At 68.2% G+C, this 18,861-nt stretch carries 18 protein-coding genes; 1 reads left to right on the top strand and 17 read right to left on the bottom strand.

What is annotated here, in order from left to right:
• Positions 1-15: 15 nt before the first annotated feature.
• The 12 genes from G6N30_RS02470 to G6N30_RS02415 all read right to left on the bottom strand — a co-directional run bounded on the left by G6N30_RS02470 (position 16) and on the right by G6N30_RS02415 (position 12,685).
• Positions 16-2,427: a CaiB/BaiF CoA transferase family protein gene (locus G6N30_RS02470; RefSeq protein WP_134059590.1), complete on the bottom strand. Its 2,412-nt coding sequence runs from the start codon at positions 2,425-2,427 to the stop codon at positions 16-18.
• Between the two features lie 2 nt (positions 2,428-2,429).
• Positions 2,430-3,386: an enoyl-CoA hydratase/isomerase family protein gene (locus tag G6N30_RS02465; RefSeq protein WP_134059587.1), complete on the bottom strand. Its 957-nt coding sequence runs from the start codon at positions 3,384-3,386 to the stop codon at positions 2,430-2,432.
• Complete coding sequence (locus tag G6N30_RS02460) at positions 3,379-4,512, bottom strand: M24 family metallopeptidase (protein WP_134059585.1); 1,134 nt, start codon at positions 4,510-4,512, stop codon at positions 3,379-3,381. The genes G6N30_RS02465 and G6N30_RS02460 overlap by 8 nt, the downstream gene beginning before the upstream one ends.
• The gene (locus tag G6N30_RS02455; protein ID WP_134059582.1) at positions 4,502-5,770 is read right to left on the bottom strand and encodes a M24 family metallopeptidase; all 1,269 of its coding nucleotides are present in this window, start codon (positions 5,768-5,770) and stop codon (positions 4,502-4,504) included. The genes G6N30_RS02460 and G6N30_RS02455 overlap by 11 nt, the downstream gene beginning before the upstream one ends.
• Positions 5,767-6,936 carry an amidohydrolase family protein gene (locus G6N30_RS02450; protein WP_134059579.1) on the bottom strand — a complete coding sequence of 390 codons (1,170 nt, stop codon included), beginning with the start codon at positions 6,934-6,936 and terminating at the stop codon, positions 5,767-5,769. Before G6N30_RS02450 ends, G6N30_RS02455 begins: the two co-directional genes overlap by 4 nt.
• Before the next feature lie 34 nt (positions 6,937-6,970).
• On the bottom strand, positions 6,971-8,209 hold the full coding sequence (locus G6N30_RS02445; RefSeq protein WP_134059575.1) for a cytochrome P450: 1,239 nt from the start codon (positions 8,207-8,209) through the stop codon (positions 6,971-6,973).
• A 4-nt stretch (positions 8,210-8,213) separates the two neighbouring features.
• The gene (locus G6N30_RS02440) at positions 8,214-8,408 is read right to left on the bottom strand and encodes a ferredoxin (protein ID WP_134059572.1); all 195 of its coding nucleotides are present in this window, start codon (positions 8,406-8,408) and stop codon (positions 8,214-8,216) included.
• Positions 8,408-9,115, bottom strand: a complete 708-nt coding sequence (locus G6N30_RS02435; RefSeq protein WP_163687350.1) for a TetR/AcrR family transcriptional regulator — start codon at positions 9,113-9,115, stop codon at positions 8,408-8,410. Before G6N30_RS02435 ends, G6N30_RS02440 begins: the two co-directional genes overlap by 1 nt.
• Entirely contained in the window at positions 9,112-9,942 is an 831-nt protein-coding gene (locus G6N30_RS02430) for an SDR family NAD(P)-dependent oxidoreductase (protein ID WP_134059566.1), read from the bottom strand. The genes G6N30_RS02435 and G6N30_RS02430 overlap by 4 nt, the downstream gene beginning before the upstream one ends.
• Complete coding sequence (locus tag G6N30_RS02425) at positions 9,942-10,784, bottom strand: alpha/beta fold hydrolase (RefSeq protein ID WP_134059563.1); 843 nt, start codon at positions 10,782-10,784, stop codon at positions 9,942-9,944. Before G6N30_RS02425 ends, G6N30_RS02430 begins: the two co-directional genes overlap by 1 nt.
• Before the next feature lie 138 nt (positions 10,785-10,922).
• Positions 10,923-12,179 carry an MFS transporter gene (locus G6N30_RS02420; protein ID WP_134059560.1) on the bottom strand — a complete coding sequence of 419 codons (1,257 nt, stop codon included), beginning with the start codon at positions 12,177-12,179 and terminating at the stop codon, positions 10,923-10,925.
• Positions 12,176-12,685 (bottom strand): GNAT family N-acetyltransferase, encoded by a 510-nt coding sequence (locus tag G6N30_RS02415; RefSeq protein ID WP_234880308.1) that lies wholly within the window; start codon positions 12,683-12,685, stop codon positions 12,176-12,178. Before G6N30_RS02415 ends, G6N30_RS02420 begins: the two co-directional genes overlap by 4 nt.
• Before the next feature lie 13 nt (positions 12,686-12,698).
• Here G6N30_RS02415 and G6N30_RS02410 point away from each other — a divergent pair, with 13 nt between their 5' ends.
• Positions 12,699-13,286, top strand: a complete 588-nt coding sequence (locus G6N30_RS02410; protein WP_134059554.1) for a helix-turn-helix domain-containing protein — start codon at positions 12,699-12,701, stop codon at positions 13,284-13,286.
• Positions 13,287-13,419: 133 nt separating this feature from the next.
• Here G6N30_RS02410 and G6N30_RS02405 read toward each other — a convergent pair whose 3' ends face one another.
• Genes G6N30_RS02405 through G6N30_RS02385 form a run of 5 tightly spaced genes read right to left on the bottom strand, consistent with a single transcriptional unit; the run spans position 13,420 to position 18,843 of the window.
• The gene (locus G6N30_RS02405; RefSeq protein ID WP_134059551.1) at positions 13,420-14,001 is read right to left on the bottom strand and encodes an NADPH-dependent FMN reductase; all 582 of its coding nucleotides are present in this window, start codon (positions 13,999-14,001) and stop codon (positions 13,420-13,422) included.
• Entirely contained in the window at positions 13,998-14,987 is a 990-nt protein-coding gene (locus G6N30_RS02400) for a cyclase family protein (RefSeq protein ID WP_134059548.1), read from the bottom strand. Before G6N30_RS02400 ends, G6N30_RS02405 begins: the two co-directional genes overlap by 4 nt.
• Position 14,988: 1 nt before the next feature.
• The gene (locus tag G6N30_RS02395) at positions 14,989-15,801 is read right to left on the bottom strand and encodes a coniferyl-alcohol dehydrogenase (protein ID WP_134059545.1); all 813 of its coding nucleotides are present in this window, start codon (positions 15,799-15,801) and stop codon (positions 14,989-14,991) included.
• Between the two features lie 10 nt (positions 15,802-15,811).
• A complete protein-coding gene (locus tag G6N30_RS02390) occupies positions 15,812-17,131 on the bottom strand; it encodes an LLM class flavin-dependent oxidoreductase (RefSeq protein ID WP_134059542.1) in 1,320 nt (439 codons plus the stop codon).
• Positions 17,128-18,843: an FAD-binding protein gene (locus G6N30_RS02385; RefSeq protein ID WP_234880334.1), complete on the bottom strand. Its 1,716-nt coding sequence runs from the start codon at positions 18,841-18,843 to the stop codon at positions 17,128-17,130. Before G6N30_RS02385 ends, G6N30_RS02390 begins: the two co-directional genes overlap by 4 nt.
• Positions 18,844-18,861 lie beyond the last annotated feature (18 nt).

Below are 18,861 nucleotides of genomic sequence, written 5' to 3'. Positions count from 1 at the left end.
GCGCCAGTCAACCAGTCAGACCGTGTGGCCGATCACCTTGTCGGCGGCGAGTCGGGCGATCTCGTCGGCGGTGAGCCCGAGTTCGGCGAGCAGCTCCTCGGTGTGCTGGCCGAGCAAAGGCGCCGGATCGCGGTGGAAGCGCTGCGGTCCGGACGACAGGCGGAACGGCAGCGAACTGTGCGGGGTGGCCGGATTGACCGGGTGCCCGACCTCTTCGAAGAACCCGCGGTGGGCGAGCTGGGTCAGTTCGGTCTGCCGGTGAGGCTGCATCACCTTGGCGACCGGAACGCCCGCAGGCCAGAGACATTCGACGATGTTGTCGGCGCTGCGCTGCGCGCACCACTGGGAGAGACGCTCGTCGATGTGGTCGTGGGCGGCGCGCCGGCCGTCCGCGCCGGCCAGGGTGGGGTCGGCGGCCCAGTCCGCGGCGCCGATCGCTTCGCACAGCGCCGCCCACTCGGCGTCGCCGGTCACCGCGATCGCCACCCAGCTGTCGAGACGGCCGAACTCGTCGATGTCCATGCTGAGATACAGGTTCTGCGGTGCGGCCAGCGGTCCGCGGTTACCGGCCCGGCCCAGCAGCGCACCGTAGGCGGTGTACTCGATGACCTGTTCGGCCGCGACGTTGAGGGCCGCGTCCACCATCGCGGCCTCCACCAGTACGCCTTCGCCGGTGCGCCGCCGGTGTTCGAGCGCGAGCAGCAGCCCGTTGAGCGCGTGGATACCCGCGTTGGGGTCGCCGACGGAGTAGGGCTCGTACGGGTTGCGGTCGGGATAGCCGGTGAGCCAGCTGATCCCGGCGGCGGCCTCGATGACGTAGGCGAACGCCGGGTTGTCGCGCCACGGACCGTCGAGGCCGAAACCGGGCATCCGGACCATGACCGCGTCGGGCCGAAGCGCCTGCACGGCGGCGAAGTCGAGGCCGAGGTGGTCGAGCACCCGGGGCGTGAAGTTCTCGACCACCACCTCCGACGTCGCGATCAACCGGTTGAGCAGCTCTCGTCCGCGAGGGGTGTGCAGGTCGAGGGTCAGGCCCTTCTTGCTGGTGTTCAGGCCGGAGAAGATCGGCGAGCGCTCCCACCACCGTGGCTCGGTGGCGGGGATTCCGGCGATCAGCCGGGTGCCGTCGGGACGCCGCGTCGACTCGACGTGGATGACCTCGGCGCCGAGCAGCGCCAGGATGTGGGTGCACGAGGGGCCGGCCCAGAATGTCGTGAGGTCCAGCACCCGCAGGCCCTCGAACGGCAGCGCGTCGCGCGAAACCGCATTCCCGGCTGCCAAGCTGTCACCTCGAGGACCGGGAATGCGGTTTCGGCGGTAGGCGTCGGTGTGCTCGCCCAACCGGGGCGCGGGCTCTGGAGCGCGCAGCACCGCGGGCGTGAGCCGGTAGGGCGGGCCGGGCTGGGTGAAGCCGTCGCGGGGGTTGGTGCCGAATGATCCCCGCTCGACGTAGTGGTCGAGCGCGGTGACGTTCTCGCCGTTGGCGACCGGCGCGTTGGGGATGCGGAACGCCGATGCCAGGTCGCGGATCTCGTCGACGGTCTGGTCGGCGACCCAGGCGTAGAGCTCTTCGGCCTTCTCGTTGGCCTGCTGGGTGATCGACAGCGGAGAGTCCTCGTCGATCCAGTCCTCGTGTCCGGTCATCGCGCACAGGTCGAACCACTGTTGTGCGGTGCCGCAACCGATGTCGACCAGCCCGTCCTTGGCGCGAGCGATGCCGGGCACGGTCAGCTTGCGGGCGTCGCGCCACGGCCGGCCCAGCATCTGGTGGTAGGTCACCGGGTAGTAGGTCAGCCCGAGGATCTGGGTCTCGAGCATCGACAGATCGATCAGCTCGCCGACGCCGCGGCGCCGGGCGGCCAGCGTGGCGGCGCTCGCGTACGCACCGGCGAGGTACTCACCGATCTGTCCGCCGACGTACACCGGCGCCCGGTCCGGCGCGCCCCGCCCCAGCCCGACGATCCCGCCCGACCAGGCCTGCAGCGTGAATTCGGTGGCCGCACGGTCGGTCCATGGTCCGTCGAGCCCGAAGGGCGTGATGGCCGTGACGATCAAGCCGGGATGGCGGGCGTGGATCGCCGCGGCGGTGAAGTCGGGATGCCCGGCGACCGCCGAACCGCGCGACCACACCACCGCCTCGGCCGACGCCAGCAGGTCGTCGACGAACGCGGAGTCCGAGGAATCGGCGGGGTCGGCCACCACGCTGCGCTTCGAGCAGGCCAGGTACGAGAACAGCGCACCGTCACCACCGGTGTCGGCGCCGGACGCCGACCACCCGCGCAAGGGGTCGCCCTCGGGTGACTCGACTTTCACCACCTCGGCGCCGCCGTCGGCGAACAGTTTCGTGCAGTATGCGCCCGCGATACCGGTCGACAGGTCGACGACCCGAAAGCCGTCGAGCGGCGGGGCGGCCTCATCGGCGGGCATGGCTAGTCCGTCTTCGCGCGGTTCGACTTGGACAGCCGGAAGTCGGGCGGGAACTTGTCGTCGTTGTCGTTCACCGCGTCGGCCAGGCCGCTGTCGATCGCCGCGTGCATGTCCATGTCGTCCTCGTCGTGCTGGATCTGGCCGCCCATCGATTCGAAGAACGCGCTGAGCAGGCTGCCCATGTACTCACCCTGGTACTGCTTGAACACCTCGAAGAAGACCTTCTGCTGAAAGATGGTGTCGGTCGGCCGGTTTCGTGCGCACGCCGATGCGTACTTCGCGGTCTCGGCCTCGAGGTCCTCCCGCGGCACCACCCGGTTGAGGAAATTGCACTGGTACATCTCCTCGGCGGTGAACGGCCGCCCGGTGAACACCATCTCCTGGAACTTGCGCAGTCCCATCATCTGCACCCAGGTCCACATCCGCGGTCCCCAGCCGTAATACCGGAACGACGGGTGACCGAACAGGGCGTCATCGCTGGAGATCACGATGTCGGCGTCGGCGGCCTGGTAGAAGTGCCAGCCGTAGCAGTAGCCCTTGGCCTCGACGATGCTGATCTTCTTGCACTCCTGCAGCGGCCGGTTGCCGGCGGCCACGTTGGCGTACCAGGCGCTGATCGTCGCGCCGTTGCGGAACGAGCCCTTCGGCGGGTAGGTCACCTCTCCCACGCCGTCGTCCTCCAGCCGCAGTTCGGCCAGCCGCGCCTTGGGGTTGTCGTTGCCCTCCATGAACTCCGGGAGGTCCGCACCGCTGCCGAGATTGGCGCCGACGCCGCGGATCACCACCACCTTGACGTCGTTGTCGACGGTGACGGCGCGCAGCAGATCGGCGTAGCGCAGCCGGGCCGCCGACGTCGGCGCGTTGAGGAACTCCGGCCGGTTGAAGGTGATCGTCGCGATCTTGGTCTTCGGGTCCTTCGCGTAGAGAATGATCTCTTCCGGTGACGGCCGGTCAGCCATGAACGGCCTCACCGTAAGCCGGGGCGGACGACAACACCTCGGCGCCGTCGGGGGTGATCAGGACCGCATCCCGGGTGAACACCGCACCGACACCCTCCTCCCACACGTAGGCGGTGACCGCGAGCACCATGCCCTCTTCGAGGGGTTCGGCCTGCGCGGTCGCCCGCAGACTCGGTGACACCACCGGCGGATCGAAACCCAGTCCGAGGCCGTGCGCCACCGGCATCGCCGGCAGGTTCTCACCGGCCCGCTGATAGGCGTCCAGCAACCCGCTTGTGGCCGTACCGGGCCGGCACGCCTCGAGCAGTCTGTCCCACAGCTCATCTCGGCGCCGGTACAGCGCGCGGGCGGCCTCGGTCGGCTCACCGACATAGAGCGTGCGGGCGACCTCGGCGACGTATCCGTCGGCCAGCACCCCGGCCGCCAGCGCCACCAGGTCACCGTCGCGCACCGTGCCGTCACCGTCGGCGCGGCGCCACGGATGCTCCTTCGACGTCACCCAGGCGGCATCCTGGGTCGCCGGGGTACTCACCCCGCCTGCGGCCTCGGCCTCCAGCACCGCGCCGGCGAGGGCGTTCTCGGTGGTGCCCGGACCGAGGGCGGTGACACCCGCGGCCAGACCTTCCTCAGCGACGACGAGCGCTCGCCGCAGAGCCAGTATCTCTTCAGGCGTCTTGATCCGGCGGGCGGCCTGCATGGCAGGCTCGGCGTCGATCAGCTGCGCGTTCGGGAACGCCATGGGCAACAACTTGGCGAATGTCGGTGTCAGCGCATCGGTTCCGACTCGCCGGGCGGTGTCGGCGCCCTTGATGTTCTGCAGGATGCCGACCAGTGTCATCGGGTTCCACGCGAACCCGTACAGATTCTCGTGCGGGATCTCCTCGGGGATGCCCTCGTCCCACGTGCTGTTGAGGTGGATTTCACCGGTGGCGCGGACGAACTCGCAGATCGGCCCGAACGGCCGGGTGCCGACCACCCACAGCTGTGGGGCGCCGGAGATGTAGCGGACGTTGGCCTGGCGGCCGAGCACCAGGATGTCGATGTCGTGGATCTCCATCTGCGCCAGCGCGCGCTCGCGGCGGCTGTAACGCAGTGCCCGGCCGTCCGCCTCGATCTCAGTTCCCACCGGACACCTCATACGGGTCGTACGGATACGCAGTCAGCGGCATCCAGCCGCCCTCGGTCACCACCACGATCTCCTCACCGCGATAGCCGCCGGTGCCGTCCTCCCAGACCACCGGCTCGAACACCAGCAACATCCCGGCCGGGAAGACGAAGTTGTCGTCCCACTCCTGGCCGAGATCGGTTCCGATCATCGGCATTTCGGCCGCGCTGGTTCCGATGCCGTGGCCCAGGTAGAAGTGCGGGAGCCACGGCTTCTCCCCGCCGGCGGCCGCAGTCGCCGCGCGCCCGAGGTCGCCGCAGGTGGCACCGGCTCTGGTCACCGCGAGCACGGCGTCCACGATCCCGGCCCATCTGTCGAACTGGGCCTGCTGTGCCGGTGTCGGATCCTGACCGACGATCCAGGTGCGGCCGTGGTCGGAGCAGTAGCCGTGGTAGGCGATCGACACGTCGGTCCACAGCACGTCTCCCTGTGCCAGCTCGCGCTCGGTCGTCAGCAGGGGCAGCGCCAGATCACCGGTGGTGGTCCAGGTGCCCTCGGCCTTCGACGTCGGCATGGCCTGCCAGATCGAGTCGAACATGTTCGTGGTGGCGCCGAGTTCGAAGGTGCGGCGCACGAATTCGGCGGACAGGTCGATCTGGCGCGCACCGGGGGCGAGAGACCGCTGGATCTCGGCGATGGCCTGTTCGGTGATCTGACAGGCGCGCCGGATGCACGCGATCTGGTCGATCGTCTTGACGATCTTGGCCGCCCCGATCACCGGGGCGGCATCGATCGGCGCGCTGGGAAACAACGCAGTGCCGGCCCGCCGCATCGCCCCGGTCAGCTCGTCGGTCGCGATCGTCGCACCGGCCGGGATCAGCCGGGCCAGGGTCTTCGCGAATTCGCCGACGCCCTCGTCGAATTCGAGATAGACCGGGCCGTGCAGGTGGTCATCGGGCAGGCCCGACTCCATGGCCGCGCCCTCGCGGAAGGGCAGGAACAGGTGCGGGTGCTCGTCGTCGGCCAGCACGACCGCCACCGGCCGCTCGACATGGGACAGGCCCGCGTCGGCCAGCGGCCAGCTGATCCCGGTGGCGTACATGACGTTGCCGTTGCCCAGCAGGACAAGCGCATCCACACCCTGTTCGGTCATCGCGGCGTGCAGACGCGCACCGACCTCTGCGCGCATCCGGGCGAAATCAGGCTCCGCGGGGATGTCCAGCCACGTGTACCCGGTCCGGGCGATCTGGGTGACGCCGGATTGAGTAGACGTCGTCATCCGATCCCCAGGAACTTCTTCACGTTCGTGGACACGATCTTGACGGCGTCCTCCGGGCCGACCGCGTCGACGACGGTGGCCAGCGACTTCTCCGAGTACCCGAACGTGGACTCGTTGTGCGGGTAGTCGCTCGACCACATCACGTTGTCGACGCCGATGCGGTCGATCAGCGCAAGGCCGAGCGGGTCGACCATGAACGACGCGCTCATGTGGTTGGCCCAGTAGTGGCGCACATCGTGTTGCAGTTCGTGGTTGAACATGTGCCGGTAGGAGGCCAGCATGTGCTCGGCGTCCTGCAGAGCGGTGGGCACCCAGGCGATCCCGCCTTCGAACCAGCCGACCTTCAGCGTCGGGTGCCGGTCGAGGATTCCGGAGAAGACGTACTTGGCGAACTGCTCGCGGAACGAGTCGACGTTGACCATCATGCCGACGACGACACTGTTGTTCTGGCACGGCGTCTTGGGCGGGGTCTCGCCGATGTGGTGGCTGACCGGCAGGCCCGCCTGCTCGATCTCGTCCCACACCGCGTCCATGGTGGTGCTGCCGTAGTCGTAGATGTTGCCGTCGTCGTCCTTGCCGGGGTTCAGCGGCAGCAGAAAGGTCTTGAGGCCCAGCGACTTCAGCTCTTCCAGCGTGCTCCGGGTGCCCTTGGGGTCCCACCAGTTGATCAGCCCGACGCCGTAGAAGTGCCCGTTCGAACGCTCCTGCAGATCGGCGATGTGCTCGTTGTAGATCCGGAACACCCTCTCGCGCAGTGATTTGTCGGGGTAATGAAAAAGGGCAAGTACAGCGTTCGGGAAGGCGAGTTCCTTGTCGATGCCGTCCTCTTTGAGCTCGCGGATACGCGCCTCGATGTTGTTCGACGCCGCACCGGCGAGATCGTCGTACTGCATGAGCACGCGGCCGAAATCACCACCGGTCCAGGCCTTGCCCTTCATGCCGACCATGTAGGCGCCGTCCTCGTACCAGATGCGCGGGGCCGCACCCTTGAGCTCCTCGGGGAATCGGTCGTAGAAGATGTCGTCGGCGACCGAGATGTGGTTGTCGGCGGAGAAGATCTCGGTGCCTTCAGGCAGCCCGGTCACCTGGCCGGTGGAGTGACCGTGGCGGTGCTTGGGCGCACCGAACCCTTCGGGCGGATAGAGGGTGGTGCTTGGTGCTGACATCTTTGGCGCTCCAATCGGGCTGTGGGACAACCTGTTACCAGGTCACGGGAAGTTCGTAGACGCCGTAGGCGAGGCGGTCGTGTTTGAACGGCACCTCCTCGAACGGGATGGCCAGTCGCATCGTCGGGATGCGCCGCAGCAACGTATGGAAGACGATCTGCAGTTCGGCGCGCGCGAGTTGCTGTCCGACGCACTGGTGGCGGCCGTATCCGAACCCCAGCTGCTGGCCGGCGTCGCGGCGCAGATCGAGCTTCTCGGGTTCGGGATAGGCGGCGGCATCCCAGTTCGCCGGGGCGAGGTCGATGATGATGCCCTCGCCGGCGCGGATGGTCTCCCCCGCGATCTCGATGTCCTCGACGGCGACGCGGCGCTGCCCGTTCTGGATGATCGACAGGTACCGCATCAACTCCTCGACGGCGTTGGCGATGGCCTTGGGATCGTCGGTGTCCCGCAGGAAGTCGGCCTGTTCGGGGTTCTCGATCAGCGCGAGGACGCCGATGCCGATCATGTTCGCGGTGGTCTCGTGCCCGGCGATCAGCAGCCCGGTGCCCAGCTGCGCGGCTTCCTTGACACTGATCTCACCGGCGTTGACCCGCTCGGCGAGATCGGAGACCGCATCCTCGGCCGGGTTCTCCCTCTTCTTCTCGACGAGGTCGATCAGGTACTGGTGCAGGCTCATCGCACCCTTCTGACCGTCCGCGGCCGACGCGTAGCGCGCCAATCCGACGTTGGCGTGGTGCTGGAAGAACTCGTGGTCCTCGTACGGGACGCCGAGCATGTCGCTGATCACCCTGGTGGGTACCGGCAGCGCCAGCTTGGCGACCATATCGGCGGGCTGCGGGCCGGCGAGGATCTCGTCGATGCACTCGTCGGTGACCTGCTGGATGACCGGGCGCAGCCCCTCGACCCGCTTGAAGGTGAACGGCTTCGACAGCATCCGGCGGAAGCGGGTGTGCTCCTCGGCGTCGGAGGTGAACACCGACCGCGGCCGCTTGTTGACCGTCGAGAGCATGTGCTCGTTCCAGTGCGGGAATCCCGACCGGCGATCGTCCACACTGACCCGGGAGTCGGCGAACAACTCGCGGGCGACCGCGTGACCGGTGATCAGCCACGGAGTGCTGCCGTCCCAGATCCGCACCCGCGAAAGCGGTCTGACCGCCCCCATGTCGAGCATCTGCTGCGGCGGCGCGAACGGGCAGGCCGCCGAGCGTTCCATCGGATACTCCGGGACGTCAGCGGAGACTTCGGTGGTTCCGGTCAACGTGTCCGACACGTGGTCACTCCTCGAGGTGGATGGCAAGGGCTGGGCAGGCCGCGGCCGCCCGGTGGACGTCCGCCTCCTGGTCGGGGGCTGGGCGGTCGACGAGCAGTTCGACGACGCCGTCGTCGTCACGCTGGTCGAACACGTCGGCGGCGTTGAGCACACACTGGCCGGAGGAGACACACTTGTCCTGGTCGACAGTGATCCTCATCAGGGCACCTCGGTGACAGGTGCCTGCCACAGACCGACGATCGCGTCGATCAGGCCGGCGGCCGCGCCGGCCCAGGAGGCGCGCGGCACCGCGGCGCCCTCGGCGAGGCCGCGTTCGCGCTCGGCGCAGCTGTGCATCAACAGGTTGCGGCCCATGATGTTCCGCTCGGCGCGGACGTCGGGCGGCAGGTCGGGCAGGCAGGCGCCGATGCCGTTGATGACCTCGACCAGCGACGGGGACGACAATGCGTCGCGCACGATCATGCTGTGGTAGGCGGGGTCGGTCATCACCTGCGCGGCGAACCGCGCGTACCAGCTGGGATTGCCGAGTTCGGCGAGGTGGTCGGTCAGCGGCCGGACCAGGCACGCCACCCAGTCACGCATGTCGGGGGCGGGCCCCAGATCGGCCACCATCTTCTCACGGAGCCGTTCGATCGGGCCGCGGTGTTTGAACTCGATGGCCCGCACGAGGTCGGTCTTGGTCCCGAAGTGGTAGCCGACCGCGGCGTTGTTGCCCTGCCCCGCAGCCTCACTGACCTGGCGGTTGGAGACCGCGAACACGCCGTGCTCGGCGTACAGCCGTTCGGCGGCCCGCAGGATCGCCTCCTGGGTGCTGTTGGCACGCTCAGCCCGCGCGGTCCTTGCTGTGGTCACGCTCACAGTCAACTCGGCCGACGATTGTAAGTCAAGCGACTGATTTAAAGTCACTGGCGGGCGCCGTTCTCCTCCGGGCTGGGCTTGCGGACCATGACCTTGCCTGCGGTCGTGCCCCCCTCGACGGGCAGCACGATGCCGGTGACATACCGCGAGCGCTCGGTGGCCAGGTACAGCGCCGCCTCTGCCACGTCTTCAGGCGTGCCGTCGCGTTTGAGTGGCCGGTCGTCGCGCATCTGCGCGCGAATCCTGGCCTCGAACCGTTCGAGTCGCTCACGGTCCTGTCCCGTGGCCGAGGACTGCAGGATGGGTGTCGGGATGTTGCCGGGCGCAATGCAGTTCACCCGGATCTCGTAGTGCGCCAGTTCGATGGCCGCGCACTTGGTGAAATGCAGGATCGCCGCCTTCGACGCCCGGTACACCGGAACCCCGCCGCCGGCCTGGATTCCGCCGATCGACGAGAGGTTGATGATCGAGCCTCCGCCGTGGTCGGCCATGTACCGGCCCGCGTCGCGGGTGCCCGCCATGACGCTGAGCAGGTTGACCCGCATCACCCGGTCGAACTCGGTCAGGTCCTCGCTGAACAGGCCCCGCCGCAGCGGGCTGGAGATCCCGGCGTTGTTGACCATCACGTCCAGGGCGCCGAACCGCTCGACGGTGGCGTCCACCAGCGCGCTCATCTGGTCCTGGTCCCCCACGTCGGTGTGGCGGAACACCGCGTTCGGCCCGGACCGCTCGGCGAGCGCGGCACCGAGTTCGTCCTGGACGTCGGCGATGACGACGTTCGCGCCCTCGGCGACGAACCGTTCGACGATGCCGCGACCGATACCCGATGCCCCGCCGGTGACGATCGCGACTCGCCCTTGCAACTCGTTGGTCATCAGGCGGGCACCTTTCGTTGGGGCACGTGGGCGAAGAACTCGAGCAGTAACTCGGTGACGGCCGTGGGCTGTTCGATCTGTGGGCAGTGCCCGGCCGCCGCGGTGACGGCCGACCGTCCGCCTTCGATCTGGCCGGCGATGTCGGCGGCCCAACCCGGCGGCAGGAGTTTGTCGCGCTCGCCCTCGACGATCAGGGCGGGCACGGCGATGCGGTCATACGGCCGGTTGGCCGAAGGGGGTGGTGGCGGTTCGAGGCCGGGACGACGAAAGCGGGCTGCGGCCAACGACTCCCATGCTCCCGGAGCGATGCTCGATTCGTAGCGACGGCGGACGTAGTCGTCGTCGGCCGGATACGCCGGATCGGCGAACAGTGCGGTGACGATGCGGCGCATCCCGTCGAGCGTCGCGTCGTAGTCGTAGAGGGCGTTCGCGTGCTCGTTGCGCTGGATTGTCCCGCCGCCGCAGAGGGCCACGAGGCTGCGGGCAGGAAGCACCGGCGCCTCCGACGTCGCGTCGACGAGTAGGTTGATCGCTCCCATCGAGTTGCCGACGAAGTGGGCCGACCGGATGCCGAGGACCTCGCAGAACCTTGCGATGTGGCGGATGCGCATCCCGCGGCCGTCGGTGAAGTCGACAACCTTCGCCGATCGGCCGAACCCGAGCATGTCGGGGGCGAGCACGTGGTGCCGCCGCGCGAGCTGGTCGATCACCCGCTCCCAGCCGAGTTCCGCACCGGCGCCGAATTCTCCGCCATGCAGCAGCACCACCGGATCGCCCTGTCCGGCTTCGAGATAGCCGGTGGTCAGCCCGTCGACGGCGACCGATTTGCGCTGAAAACTCACGGCCCTACGATACTGACACTTTCTCCTTTGGAGAACCTCATTCTCGGAGATGCTCGATGACCGAAGTGCTTAACTCGGAGCTGTGCGGCGCAGGTCCTCGAGTGCGTCGGCTACGGCGGTGGCGGACCAGCCCAACAGCTACGCGCCGCCGACGTGCCTCGTCACTTCAACGCGGCGGCTGCGCTCAGCGAGAACAAGGACGATGCCGCTGGCCGCGCACATGAGACCCGCAGCGAGAAACACCGCTTCGTACCCGTTCAACGCAGTAACGGCGAGGCCGGCCAACAACGGACCCACGGCTCGCGCCCCGGTGACGTACGCGCCGAGCACACCATTGATACGCGGGTAGTTCGCGTCGCCGTAGTAGGCGGCTACCAGCGTGCCGCGCAACAACGCCTCGAGTCCGTACCCGAGGCCGAACACCACCACGAAGGCGGCGGTGACCGCCGTGTCGGCAGTGCCGGTTCCGGTGGCCCACAGGAGTACTGCCAGCGCTGCTCCTTGGCAGACGAAGATGCCGGCGGTGGAAAGGTATTGCGGCACCCGGTTGCGCAGTGCCGTCACGACCAGCCGACCGCCAACCTGAAACAGTCCGACCCCACCCGCCGCGAGCGACGCCCTCGACAGCGAGTAGCCACGGGACGTCAGGTAGGCGACCAGAACCACGCTCACCGCGAACTTCGCGGCCGTGCTGAGCACCATGCAGACGGTGAGCCATCGAAACGACGCGGTGCGCAGTACGGAGCGCGTGGACACGTCGGCGTAGTGCTGCGGTTGGCGCGGCGGATCGTGCGTACCGTCGGGATACATGCCGAGGTCGGCCGGGCGGCGTCGCACCAGCATCGCGTGCACCGGCAATCCGATGCCTCCTGCGATCACGGCCAGCACCACCACCGCCTCGCGCCAGCCGGCCCAGGCGACCAGGGCGCCGGTCAGCGGTACGAAGACCACGCTCGCGAGCCCGCCGAAGATGGTGAGCACCAGCACTGCTCGAGGCCGGTCCCGGTCGAACCACGCCGTGGTGACTGCGAACGCCGGCTCGTACAGCGTGGTCGCCATGGCCACGCCGCCGATGACGAAGACGCAGAAGAACACCCATAACGAATCGACGGTTGACCAGAGCAGCAGCATGACGACGGTGGCAACGCTGCCGGCCGTCATGACCCCGCGCGCGCCGTGCGTGTGGAGCAGCCGTCCGACCGGGAGTGCGAGCAACCCGGAAAGCACCACCCCGGTTGTGTACGCGGCGTTGAGTTCAGCCAGGGACCAACCCAATTCGGCGCGCATCGGGACCACCAACACAGAGAATGCGTAGATCAGCACGCCCCACGACACCAGCTCGGTCAGGCCGAGACCACCGACCATCAGCCAGCCGTAGTAGGGGCGAGCGATCATGTGTCGCGCAGGCTCCGCTGGAGTAGCAGGGTGTCCAGCCACCGGCCGTGTTTGAAGCCGACCGCACGCAGTCGTCCCGCATCGAGGAAGCCACGGTTTCGGTGCAGCGCAAGGGATGCGGACGCGTCGGCATCGGCTATGACGGCGATGACCTCGCGGATTCCGACGGCGGCGCAGCGGTCCAGCAGCTCGTCCAGCAGTCTGCCCCCGACACCGCGCCCGACCGCGTGCGGTGCGAGGTAGATCGAGTCCTCGACCGTGGACTGGTATGCACACCGCGGCTTCCACGGCGCGCAGTAGGCGTACCCGGCGACCTTGCCGTCCATGGTTGCGGTGAGGAACGGAAGCCCCTTTTCGAGCACCGCCTCATACCGGCGATCCCACTCGGCCGGGTCGGGCGGCGTCAGTTCGAACGTCGCAACGCCGGTGCGAACGTGATGTGCGTAGATATCGCCGATAGCGGCCAGCTGATCCGGCGAAGTGTTCGCTATAGCGAAATCAGACACTACTATAGTGTATATGAATCTCGAGTCCCTCGGCCAGCGGATCCAGTCGTTGCGGTGTGAACGCGGGCTCACGCTGCGGGAGTTGGCTGACCGCTCGGAGGTCAGTGTCAGCATGCTCTCTTCGGTGGAGCGCGGTGACAAGGCGCCGACCGTCGTGGTGCTCGACCGGATCGCAGGCGGCCTCGACGTCACGCTGGCCGGCCTGGTCGCCGAGCCGGACGACGAACGAATCATCGTGCGCCGCGCTGCCGACCAGGACCGGGTGGACGAAACCGGCGGGTGGCAGCGCACGATTCTCACCCCGGTCGTGCCGGGAGTGAACTTCGAGTGGGTACGCAGCGTCCTGCCGCCCTCTTGCGACGCGGGCATGTATCCCGCTTACGCACCCGGTTCACACGAGTTCGTCGCGGTTCAGTCCGGCACCTTGACGATGACGCTCGGTGAGCGCGAAATCACCCTCTCGGCAGGCGATTCGGTGTACTTCGCCGCCGACATCCCGCACGGGTATGCCAATCGCGCACAGACGCGGTGCATCTACCACGTCGCCGCGTTGATCATGCGGCCGAGGTCTGGCGTTGGCAGTTGGGGCACCAGAAGGTGACCCGGTCGCAGCATGTCGCGGACGCGCTGAACCAACGCCGGCCGACACGCGCCGATCCAGCGACGTCCCGGCCGGCGGCCGGTTCGGATCGGCAAGAGGATCGGCGGCGGCGTACGCGCGCTCCGATCGATTTCTACTTCGCCGTCCGGTGCGCTGCGGCAAAGGTGAGCACCTGATTCGCCAAGAGGTCGAGCTGGTTGCGCACCGGCTCGTCGACGAGTTCACCGCCGTCGTCCCAGATCGCGTCGGCCGAGTTGATCGCGACGCCCAGCGGCGTCGGCCAGGCCCGCAGCGCATGGCCGATCGAGCGCAGCTGGCCGAGCGTGTTCACCGCGGCCTGCCACCCGTACGCACAACTGATACAGCCCCACGGGGTGTCGTCGAGATACACCCGCGGGTCCTCGCGTAGATCCTCGATGTAGTCCAGCGCGTTCTTCACCAGCCCCGAGATCGCGCCGTGGTAGCCGGGCGAGCCGACCACGACCGCATCGGCGTCCCGCAGGGCGGCAACGAGTTGCAGTGCCCCCGGGGTGCGCTCGAGTCGGTGTGGTGCGTACATCGGCAGATCGAGGTCGGGTCCGGCGAACATCCGGGTCCGGCCCCCCTGGCGTTCGACGGCCTCCAGGCAGTACCGCACCGCCCGCTCGGTCGACGAGTCCGCGCGCAAGGTGCCCCCGAGCCCGACGACCAGCGGCGCCTCGCCTGGCGCGGTCATTTGAGCGCGATCGGGTTCAGCGGCGCGCCCACCGCGCCGGTGACCCGCAGCGGCGGTGCGACGAGCTGGAATTCGTAGACTCCGTCGGCCGCGCAGTCGGCCGCCAGCGCGCCGAGATCCCAATACTCACCGAGCATCAGGCCCATGTCGCGCAGGCACAGCATGTGCAGCGGCAGGATCGTGCCCTCCACACCGGATACCGGGTCCTCGACCATCAGGTTGTCGGCGGCGATCGCGGCCACCTCACGCTCGTGCAGCCACGACGCGCAGTGCCAGTCCAGCCCGGCGTACGGTTCGGTGCCGTCGCCGGCCTCCAGGAACCGGTCCCACCATCCGGTACGGATCAGCACGATGTCCCCGCTGCCCACCGCGACACCCTGGGCGCGCGCCACCTCGTCGAGTTCGTCGGGGGTGATCGGCTCGCCGTGTTCGAGGAACACCTGGGCCCCGCGGTGGCGCACCAGGTCGAGCAGCACACCACGCGAGGTGATGCCCTTGCTGTCGACTTTGTCGATACCGCAGTGGAACGCCCCCTGGCTGGTGACCGAGTCGGCCGGGAATCCGTTGTAGAGCTTGCCGTCGTAGTACACGTGCGACAGCGCATCCCACTGCGTCGCGGCCTGCAGCGGCATGATGATCATGTCGTCGTTGAAGCGGAACGGGTTGTCGACGAAATAGCCGGCGAGTTGCTGGGCGACGGTGTTCTTCAGCCATTGCGGGCCGTACTGCACCAGGGTGTTGGCGTCGCCGCCGTCGACGGTCATCACGTGCATCGGGTTGGGCCGGTACTGGAACGCGCCCTGCGGACCCGAGGAGCCGAAATCGACGCCGAGCGGAAACACCTTGCCGTGCCGGACCAGGCCCGCCCCCTCGGCCACCTTGTCGGCGGTGATGAAGTTCAGCGTGCCCAGTTCGTCGAATTCGCCCCAGCGACCCCAGTTCCGGAGGGCGTCGCCCGTGCGGCGGAACTCGTCGAGTGTGGCCACGTCACTCTCCTTCCAGGCTCGCGGCCACCCGGCCGGCGAGGTTTCCACCGTCGACCCAGATGACCTGGCCGGTGATGTAACTGGCGGCATCACTGCCGAGGAAGAGCAGGACGGCGGCCTGCTCCTCCGGATCCGACACGCGCCCCAGCGGTTTGGGGATGTCGTCGAGGAACGCCGGCCCGTAGGCGGTGCGCAGCTGATCGAGGATCGGCGTCTCGGTGACGCCGGGCCCGGTGCAGTTGATGCGGATGCCGCGGGCACCGAGCGGTCCGGCGCTGCACATGGTGTAGAGGATCAGCGCCTCCTTGGCCAGCCGGTACCCGCCGTCGGCGAGCTCCTCGGAATGGTCTGCGCACCAGGCGATTCCATCATCCACCGTGGCTGTGCGCACCAGCCCGGCGGTGCGTTGCGCGTTGTCCAGATAGGACGCGGCCGCGAGCGAGGACACGCTGACGATCGACGACCCCGGCCGCATCCGGGGCAGGACGGACTCGGTGAAGTGCCGGGTGCCGAGGAAGTTGATCCGCACCACCAGTGGTGGGTCCCCGATGCCCGAGGACACCCCGGCCACGTTGAACAGCACGTCGACGTCGCCGCCGAGCGCCGCCACCGCATGGTCGACCGACGCCTCGTCGGACAGGTCCATTTCGACGAACTCGTCGAGATCGACCGCGGGACGCCGCATGTCGAGTCCCACCACCTGCGCGCCGAGGTCGTTCAGCTGCCGCACGAGGTGCGCGCCGATACCGGATGCGCACCCGGTGACGACGACGCGCCTACCGTCGTAGCGCCACAGTTCGTCGATTCCACCCACGTGCGTCGGCCTAGCCCGACGCTTCCTTGACCGCCCTGGCCTGCTTCTCCTGTTCGGCGGCCTTCACGCGACCTTCGTTGATCTCGGCCATCGCCTCGGGGATCTCCCCCGCGGTGAACTTGCCGCCGCGGCCGGTGGGCAGCCCGCCGAACGAGTACGTCTCGTCGAACAGTGGGGCCTCTGACGGCTGACGACGCGCCTCGACCTTGTCGATGACCGGTTCCAGGCGTTTGGCCTTGTCTTTGACCGCCTTCTCGTCACGCTCGATGAACTCCGGCAGGATCTCTTTGCCCATAAGCTCGATCGACTCCATCGTGCCCTCGTGGCTGCGCGGGTTGAGCAGCAGGATGATCTCGTCGACGCCGCTGGCTTCGTAGCCGCGCAGGAACTCGCGCACCGTGTCGGGTGAGCCGATCGCACCGCGGCCGGGGCCGTACGCCAGCGTCGGATCCTCCTTGACCGCCTTCTCGTAGAGCTCCCACACGCCTGTGCGTCCCGGGGTGTGCATACCGGTGAGGTAGTAGTGCATGATCCCGAACGAGAAGAAGCCGCCGCCGATGCCCAGGCGGTTGAGCGCCTCCTCGTCGGTCTTGGCCACCATCATCGACAGGTCACCGCCGATCGCCAGCAGGTTCGGGTTGATGGCCGGCGTGACCGGCGTGCCCTTCTCCTCGAACTCCCTGTAGTAGCCGTCCACGCGGTCCTTGAGCGCCTCGGGACCGGTGTAGGCGAAACTCAGTGCGCCGATGGCCTTCTGGGCGGCCATCTGTACCGAGGAGGGCCGCGTACAGGCCACCCAGACGGGCGGATGCGGCTGCTGCAGCGGTTTGGGGATCACGTTGCGCGCCGCCATCTCGACATGCTCGCCCTTGAACCCGGTGAACGGCGCCTCGGTCATGCAGCGGATCGAGACCTCGAGGGCCTCCTCCCACATGGTGCGCTTGTCGGCGGGATCGATGTTGAACCCGCCGAGTTCGGCGACCGACGAGCCCTCTCCGGTGCCGAACTCCACACGGCCGTTGGACAGGTGGTCCAGGGTCGCGACCCGTTCGGCGATGCGGGCGGGATGGTTGATCGGTGGCGGCAGGTGCATGACGCCGAAGCCGAGGCGGATGTTCTTGGTGCGCTGGCTGGCCGCCGCCAGGAACATCTCCGGCGCGGTCGAGTGGCAGTACTCCTCCAGGAAGTGGTGCTCGGTGAGCCACACGGTGGAGAACCCGGCCTTGTCGGCGAGTTCCACCTCGTCCAGCCCGTGCTGGAACAACTGGTGCTCGTCGTCCTCCGACCACGGCCGCGGCAGCGGGAATTCGTAGAACAGCGAGATTTTCATGTGCTACCTCCGATGGGGGTCGGCCCTGGACTGGGTTGAGCGTGCTGGTCGGTCCGGTCGGCGTCGCGCGACGCCGGCTGTGCGGCAAGGTGTTTGGCGGCGACATAGCCGAAGGTCATGGCGGGGCCGATGGTCGCGCCCGCCCCGGCGTAGCTGCGCCCCATCACCGCGGCGGAGTTGTTGCCCACCGCATACAGACCGGGTATCGGCGAATCGTCGTCGCGCAGGACCCGGGCGTGCTCGTCGGTGCGCAGCCCGCCCGAGGTGCCGAGGTCACCGAGGATGATCTGGAACGCGTAGTAGGGCGGCTTCCCCAGCGGGTGCAGGTTGGGGTTGGGCAGCGTGGGATCGCCGTAGTAGTTGTCGTACGCGCTGTCGCCGCGGTTGAAGTCGTCGTCGTGACCCTTGTGCGCGAGTTCGTTGAAGCGCTCGGCGGTGCGGCGCAGCCGCTCGGGTGGCACGCCGATCTTCTCCGCCAGCTCCTCCCAGGAGTGGGCCTCCTTGACCACCCCGGAATCCAGCCACGCCTTGGGCACTTTCCAGCCGGTGGGCACGGGGGCGAACGGGACCTTCGGGATGGGCAGGTGCCCGGCGACGACGTACCGGTGGAACGAGCGGATGTCGGTGATCAGCCAGCACGGGATGTGGGTGACCCCGGTCTTCTGGCCGTCGATCATCGCGTGCGCGAAGTCCATGTACGGCGCCGCCTCGTTGATGAAGCGCTCACCGTCGCCGTTGACCACGAACTGGGCCGGCATCATGCGTTCGTTGAGCATGAACTGCAGCCGGCCGTCCGGCCAGCAGATAGCCGGGAACCACCAGGCCTCGTCGAGCAGTTCGCTTGCTGCGCCGACTTTTTCTCCGGCCCGGATACCGTCGCCGACATTGGCCGGGTTGCCGAAGCTCCAGTCCTTCTCCAGGACCGGGAGGTGTTGCCTGCGCCAGGCCATGTCGTGGTCGAAACCGCCCGCGGCCAGGATGACGCCGCGGCGCGCGCCGATACGGAGCGCGCGTCCGTCCTTCTCGACGACGGCGCCGACCACGTCGCCGTCGGGCCCGGTGATCAGTTCGGTCATCGGCGCGTCGAGCCACAGCGGGATGTCCTGCTGCTTCATCGCCAGGCGCATCCGCGCGGCCAGTGACTGGCCGATGGCGGCCATGCGGTCGCCGAACACCCGTGCCCGCACCATCCGCCAGATGAGTTTGACCAGCACCGCCTTACCGCGCCAGTTCTGCCGCACCTGATAGAAGAGGCGCAGGTCCTTGGGCGCGAACCAGATCCCCTTCGGCGCGAGCGCCAGCGGCTGCAGCAGGTTCTGCTCCTCGTCACCGAGCCTGCGCAGGTCGATGGCGGGCACATTGATCGTGCTGCCGAGTTCCGATCCGCCCGGCAGCTCCGGGTAGTAGTCGGCATAGCCGGGTTTCCAGACGAATTCGAACCACGGGCTGAGGTCCTCGAGGAACTCCATCATCTGCGGCGCGGCGTCGACATAGGTGCGCAGCCGGGCATCGGTGACCAGCCCGCCAGTGATCTGTTTGAGGTAGTCGAAGACGCCGTCGGGGTCCGGCGTGTACCCGGCTTTGCGCTGCGACGGCGCGCCCGGTACCCAGATGCCGCCGCCCGACAGCGCGGTGGATCCGCCGAAGTGCGCGGACTTCTCGACCACCAGGGTGTCGAGTCCACAGGAGTGGGCGGTCAGCGCGGCCGTCATCCCGCCGCCGCCGGATCC

Source organism: Mycolicibacterium litorale (assembly GCF_010731695.1).
GTDB lineage: Bacteria > Actinomycetota > Actinomycetes > Mycobacteriales > Mycobacteriaceae > Mycobacterium > Mycobacterium litorale.
Note: the sequence above shows the minus strand (reverse complement) of the source record. Positions and strands in the feature narration are given on the sequence as shown.